This window comes from Streptomyces pseudoechinosporeus (genome assembly GCF_054783935.1).
Window position 1 is genome coordinate 268,873 of sequence record NZ_BAAGPS010000091.1, and the last position, 6,248, is coordinate 275,120.

5 protein-coding genes and 1 pseudogene are annotated in these 6,248 nt (G+C 69.1%); 5 read left to right on the forward strand and 1 reads right to left on the reverse strand.

What is annotated here, in order from left to right; all coding sequences use genetic code 11:
* Positions 1–167: 167 nt before the first annotated feature.
* Positions 168–410 (forward strand): annotated as a pseudogene (locus ACYVO6_RS48080) (Scr1 family TA system antitoxin-like transcriptional regulator); the annotation flags it as partial.
* Positions 411–868: 458 nt separating this feature from the next.
* Here ACYVO6_RS48080 and ACYVO6_RS48085 read toward each other — a convergent pair.
* A complete protein-coding gene (locus ACYVO6_RS48085; protein WP_461073111.1) occupies positions 869–1,648 on the reverse strand; it encodes an alpha/beta fold hydrolase in 780 nt (259 codons plus the stop codon).
* Positions 1,649–1,903: 255 nt separating this feature from the next.
* On the opposite strand from ACYVO6_RS48085, the gene ACYVO6_RS48090 reads away from it, so the two are divergent.
* The 4 genes from ACYVO6_RS48090 to ACYVO6_RS48105 all read left to right on the forward strand — a co-directional run bounded on the left by ACYVO6_RS48090 (position 1,904) and on the right by ACYVO6_RS48105 (position 6,107).
* Positions 1,904–2,437 carry an HAD domain-containing protein gene (locus tag ACYVO6_RS48090; protein WP_461073113.1) on the forward strand — a complete coding sequence of 178 codons (534 nt, stop codon included), beginning with the start codon at positions 1,904–1,906 and terminating at the stop codon, positions 2,435–2,437.
* A gap of 108 nt (positions 2,438–2,545) precedes the next feature.
* Positions 2,546–3,199, forward strand: coding sequence for a hypothetical protein (locus ACYVO6_RS48095; RefSeq protein ID WP_461073115.1), 654 nt, complete (start codon positions 2,546–2,548; stop codon positions 3,197–3,199).
* A 72-nt stretch (positions 3,200–3,271) separates the two neighbouring features.
* Entirely contained in the window at positions 3,272–3,712 is a 441-nt protein-coding gene (locus ACYVO6_RS48100) for an acyl-CoA thioesterase (RefSeq protein WP_461073117.1), read from the forward strand.
* A gap of 181 nt (positions 3,713–3,893) precedes the next feature.
* Positions 3,894–6,107, forward strand: a complete 2,214-nt coding sequence (locus ACYVO6_RS48105) for an alpha-N-acetylglucosaminidase (protein WP_461073119.1) — start codon at positions 3,894–3,896, stop codon at positions 6,105–6,107.
* The last annotated feature ends 141 nt before the right edge of the window (positions 6,108–6,248 follow it).

Sequence of the window (6,248 nt, forward strand, 5' to 3'; positions counted from 1 at the left end):
TCTCCACACGTCGTCCCCCAGTGAGTGGCCAGGGCCTCGACAAGGAGGAGGCCGCGGCCGGACTCGGCGTCGGACGAGGGTGGTTCGAGCGTGCCGAAGGCGGGAGGGCGGCGGTCGGGGCAGGCATCCGTGAGTTCGATACGGAGCGTGGCGTGGGCGTCTGCGTGGTGGAGCGTGAGGACAACGCCGGTCTCGGCGGACCCTTCCACCTGCTGCGGCTCAAGGAGGGAACAACGGTGGGACACAACGAGGTTCAGCTCACCAGCCGACTGATCTCGGACTCCAAGGAGGTTCAGATCCTCGAACTGCGCTATGGGATCATCCGAGCTCAGGCCCTGCCCCCGCGAGAGTCGCTGGCCTTCAGGCCGCAGGATTGGGCCGCCTTCGTCTCGTACGCCGCCGATCACTGACGTACAACCGAACGAGGCCCCGCCTTGGTCCGCGCTAATGCCGTGGGCCAACCCCGAAGGCGGTGCGGCCGCTCCGGTCGACGCTGCCAGACCCGGTATGCGATCGCGAGAATGTGACACCTACCCCCGAAACTGTCACATTTCCGCGACCGATCACCTGGCCGGGGAGAATTCGCCAACAGCCTCGTTCCGCCTCCGCGTCGTAGACGTTCCCCGGGACGAATGCGCTGATCTCTTCGAGATCGATTCCCGCACCGCGCGCTTGCGTGTGAAGGAGTCCTGCATCTGCGCTTCTACCGTCAGGACTGGCCACAGCGCCACAAACTGCCGAGATGCGCGCGGGAGATGCCGGTGAAGGCAGGATGATGGGACAAGGCCGCACGGGCACATTCGTCATCACACACGAGGAACCCGTGCGGCCCTCTCCACGTCACGCTCCGCCTTCGCGGATGGCCTGGCTATTGCTGGTCTCGGTCCGCGAGCGCCGCCGCGGTGGCGCGGGCGAAGCCTTCCGGATTATCCAGCATGATGTTGTGCCCGCAGTCCGGGATCGGGACCACGGCCACCCCCGCTTCAACGAGCGCACCAGTGCCCGGGAGCGGGCCGTCAGCCTCGGGCAGCAGGTAGGTGCGGGGAATCTTCAGGTCCAGCAGAAGCTCACGCATGGTGGGGACGGTGCCGCGGGTGAGGTGGACCGCGCTGCGGTGCAGGGCCTCCCGGCCGCCCAGGCGCATCGTGGACCACCAGTGGGAACCGGCCCGGTCGCGGATCTTTTCCCAGCCGCCCGCCAGGAACTCCTGCTCGGAATACGCGGCGATGCCGCTGCTGCCTGCGGAGCCGGGCCTGGGCGGGATCGGGTCGAGGTTGGCGTCGACCAGGACCAGGCGGGAGACCAGCTGAGGGTGCCGGGCAGCCAGGACGATGGCCACCGAGCCGCCCATGCTGTGCGCGATCAGCTCGGCGCCGGTAACACCCGCGCAGGTCAGGGCCGCGGCGAGGGCATCGGCGTGCGATTCCAGGGTGTAGTCGAAGCCCGTCGGCCGGTCACTGATGCCGTGCCCGAGCAAGTCGATCAGCAGCGAACGGCGGCCGGCCAGCAGAGGATGGACCGCCACCTGCGTGAAGTAGGCAGGCGAAGTAGCGCCCAGACCATGCACGTAGACGCGTGACGGCTCCTGTCCCGGCAGCTCAACCCAGCGGATCTGGTCACCCTCGGGCGTCACGGCGGCGTTGCGCACAGTCTGCTCCCCTGCAGTCCAGGTCGATGGAGAGACGAGAGTAGCCGCCAAAGCCCGGTGCACCACCGCTGATCCCCGGCCCAGGCCGCTGCACATGCACCGGCAGTTGGACCTCGGTCAAGACGTCGCACCCGATTTCGTTCACAACGCCGTTAGAAGTTGTGGGAGCAGGTACCCCGCTTCCGTGGCCGTAGGGGATTCTTGGTAGTAACGCCTGTGAGTACACGGCCGGTTGGTCTGGGTAGCCCTCTTCGCATGACTGACCGACCACTGCTGCTCCTCGACGTCGACGGACCGCTCAATCCCTACGGCGCGCGGTTTGTTCGGCCGCGTGGGTATGTGACCCGGCGGCTCAGGCCCGCGAACTGGTCCGCGCGGCAGGTGCCGGGGTCGGGGCGGCTGCGGCGCGGCTTGCGGGTGCGGCTCAATCCGGGGCATGGGGCGCGGCTGATGGCGTTGCCGTACGAACTGGCGTGGGCGACCACGTGGATGCACGAGGCCAACGAGATGATCGCGCCGGTGATCGGGCTGCCGGGCGATCTGCCGGTGATCGAGTGGCCCGAGTTGTTCGTCAGGGACCCCGAGGGTCTGTACTGGAAGACACGGCACGTCGTGGCGTGGGCTGCCGGCCGGCCCTTCGTGTGGGTCGACGACAAGATCACCGACCTCGATGTACGACATGTCGCCGCGCACCACGACGCGGCGGCTCTCCTGCTGCCGATCGACCCGCGCAAGGGGCTGCGGGAGCGGGACTTCGAGGAGCTGGAGCGGTGGGCTCGCGAGTTGTGACGGGCGAGAGGGTGAGTGTCAGAGGCGGGTCGTAGTCTTCGAATGGGCTCACTGATCAGGCCGGTGATCAGGCGGAGCCCGATTCGGGGATTCAGGGAGGAGCACGCCGTGACACGACCGCCAACCGCCGCGCAGCGGCGTGTCATCGATGCCGCCGATCCCGTGACGGGGCGGCTCAGCGGTACGGATAGCCAGCTCGCGGCGCTGGTGAAGCGCGGGCTCGCCTTTCGGCATCCCCGGCCGCCGCACGACCACTTCCTGACACCGGCCGGGCATCGGATACGTGAGGAGGCGGCTGCGGAGCCCGAGGTCGCCAGTGTCCCCGCCGCCGAGGACGCCGCCGCCCACGCGCCCGCAGCCACCGGCGTGTTCGCCGCCCGAATCGGCGGCGAGGAGGGTGTCGATACGGGGCCCGGACGCATACGCGAGGTGCACAGTGCCTGGCAGGGGCTCCTGGAGCTGCGGCGGATGACCAATCCGGACGGCGCTGTGGACCGGCCGTGCGGATGGGAGCGTACGCATCTGGTGCAGGCCGCCGCGCTCGCGCTGGAGGCCGCGGGACATCGGCCTGCGGGGGCCGACACCGACGGCTACCGGGTGCGTGCGACACCACAGCCGGAGGCGGTCGCGGTGCACGTGCCGGACGCCGAGTCGCGGCAAGGCTGTGCGGCCACGCTGGAGAAGGCGGGCTGGCAGGTCGGGGAGTACACGGAGCCTCGTACCCGGGCGCGCTATCTGCTGGCTTCACCGCGACGGGTGTGACTTCACCTCACCGCGACGAGCGTGAGCCGAGCATGCCAAGCTGGTGATCACCATCGTCGAGAAGGGGAAGCCGTGTCAGAAGCGACAGAGGCGTCAGGTTCGTTTTCCGTCCGTGTGACCGTCCGTGGATACGAGACCGACGTGCTGGGCCATCTGAACCAGAGCGTGTATCTGAACTACGCGGAGCACGCCCGCTGGTCGTTAGTGCAGGCCGCCGGGATCAGCCAGTCCACGATGATGGCCAAGGGGGTGGGGCCGGTGACGCTGGAGACGACCATCCGTTACAAGCGGGAGCTGCGGGCGGGCGAAGAAGTCGAGGTGACGTGCGACTTCCACATGGACGAGTCCAAGATCTTCCGCGTCGAGCAACAGATACGCAAGACCGACGGCACGGTCGCCGCCGAAATCACGGCCACCGGCGGCCTGATGGACCTCAAGGAACGAAAGCTGGTCGCGGACCCACGCGAGTACTTCCGCGCCCTGGCGAGCGATCCTCGGCTCTTCGGCCTCTGATCCGGCACGTCGGCGGCCATGTGACGGGCAGTCGGCGGCCACCTGACGGGCAGTCGGGGGCGAAACCGACTGCCCATTCAAGACGCGTTCTCCGCCATGTGGCCCTATTTCCACGCTCAAGTCCCCACTCAGCGGGTATCCCTCTCCACGGCATCCCTCAGCTGTGGAACCGGAGACCCAAATGCCGCTTGCTCGTCGCGCGTTTCTGATCGCGGTTGCCGCATCGGCCGGTGTCGTAGCCTGCTCGAACACACCAGCGAAGAGTTCCTCCGCCACGGACGCCAAGGGGGCTTCAGTGACTCAGGCCGGCGCAGCGAGCAGGGCGGCGCGGCGGCTACTGCCGCGGCACTGGGAGCAGTTGCGGTTCGAGACGACGAGCCCCGCCGAGCCCGACGCCTTCCGGGTCTCGGGGAGCACCGGGCGGATCACCATCGGCGGCACCACGCCCGGTACCCAACTCGCCGGGTTGCGCTGGTACTTGAAGCACATCGCGCACGCCAACATCAGCTGGGCCGGTGAACAGCTCGACCTCCCCGAGCAGTTGCCCGGCTTCGAAGGCACCGTCACCCGGCAGGCCAACGTCCCGCACCGCTTCGTCCTCAACGACACGAACGACGGCTACACGGGCGCGTACAACGACTGGACGTACTGGGAGCGCGAACTCGACATCCTGGCACTGCACGGCTACAACGAGGTGCTGGTGTACATCGGCGCGGACGCGCTCTACCACCGGGTGTTCCAGGAGTTCGGGCACACGGACGAGGAGCTGCGGGCGTGGATCGCGGGGCCGGCCCATCAGCCGTGGTTCCTGATGCAGAATCTGGCCGCGTTTCCGTATCCGGTCTCGCGGCAGCTGCTTGACGCGCGGGCCGCGCTGGGGCGGCGGATCGTCGACCGGGTACGGGAGTTGGGCATGACGCCGGTGTTCCCGGGCTACTTCGGTACGGTCCCGCCGGGCTTCGCCGAGCGGAATCCGGGCGCGCGGCCCGTACCGCAGGGCGAGTGGATGGGCCTCGCGCGGCCCGACTGGCTGGACCCGCGCACCGACCACTTCGCGCAGGTGGCGGCCACCTTCTACCGCGTCCAGGACGAGATGTTCGGCCCTTCGACGCTCTACAAGATGGACCTGCTCCACGAGGGCGGCGACCCCGGAGACGTACCGGTCGGCGATGCGGCGAAGGGCGTCGAGAAGGCGCTGCTGACCGCGCATCCGAAGGCGATCTGGGTGATCCTCGGCTGGCAGCGCAACCCGCCGAGGGCGATCGTCGACGCCGTCGACAAGCGGCACATGCTCGTCGTCGACGGACTGTCCGACCGCTTCCCGACCGTCATCGACCGCGAGGCCGACTGGGGTGACACCCCGTACGCCTTCGGCTCCATCTGGAACTTCGGCGGCCACACGACGATGGGCGCCAACACCCCCGACTGGGTCGAGCTGTACAACAAGTGGCGCACCAAGGAGGGCAGCACCCTGCGCGGTGTCGCCCTCATGCCGGAGGCGGCGGACAACAATCCCGCCGCCTTCGACCTGTTCTCCGAACTCGCCTGGGAAGACGGCGACTTGAACCTCGAAGCGTGGTTCAGGGACTGGGCGTACGCACGCTACGGAGCGCGTGATCCGCATGCCGAGGCCGCCTGGGACATCCTGCGCCGCACCGCGTACGGCACGACCCGCGCCGACTCGTGGAGCGAGGGCGCCGACGGGTTCTTCGGGGCCCGCCCCTCGCTCACGGTGAAGTCGGCCGCCAAGTGGTCGCCCAAGCAACTCCGGTACGACGCCGAGGAGTTCGAGCCCGCGCTCGACGAACTGCTGAAGATGCCCGCAGGGCTTCGCAGCTCTTCCGCGTACCGCTACGACCTCCTCGACGTGGCCCGCCAGGCCGCCTCCAATCGCAGTCGTGTCCTCCTCCCCCGCCTCAAGGCGGCGTACGACGCCGGGGACGCCGCCGAGTTGGACCGGCTGGCCGGCGACTGGCTCGCACTGATCGACGTACTGGAGACTCTGATGGCCACCGACTCCCGTCATCTGGTGGTGCGTTGGGTGGCCGACGCGCGGGCATGGGGCGCCGACGAGGAGGAGCGGGACCAGTTGGCGTACGACAATCTGTCGCTGCTGACCGTGTGGGGCACCCGACAGGGCGCGGACTCAGGGCTGCGCGACTATGCCAACCGGGAGTGGGCGGGCCTGCTCGGCGGGCTGTACCGGCTGCGCTGGTCGACGTACTTCGACGAGCTGCGGGCCGCGCTGGCGGAGGGCCGGGCGCCGAAGGCCATCGACTGGTTCGCGCTCGAGGACCGCTGGACGCGGGAGCCTGGCCGGCTTGCGACGCGGCCGATCGGGGACACGTACGAGGCGGCCGTCCGGGTTCGCGAACGGCTCGCCGCGACTTCCTGAGCGGGCCCGCGGGCCTCGCGCCCCAGGGGTTTCGCCCCCGCCGCCCCTACCCGTCCCATCCCGGGGCTCTGCCCGGACCCCCGCTGGGGGCTTCGCCCCCAGACCCCCGATCGGCCTTGCGGCCTCGTCCTCAAACGCCGG

What these genes read in the sequence shown, in the direction of transcription:
- ACYVO6_RS48105 (WP_461073119.1), top strand. Translation starts at nt 3,894, where the DNA reads ATGCCGCTTGCTCGTCGCGCGTTTCTGATCGCGGTTGCCGCATCGGCC.
- ACYVO6_RS48090 (WP_461073113.1), top strand. Translation starts at nt 1,904, where the DNA reads ATGACTGACCGACCACTGCTGCTCCTCGACGTCGACGGACCGCTCAAT.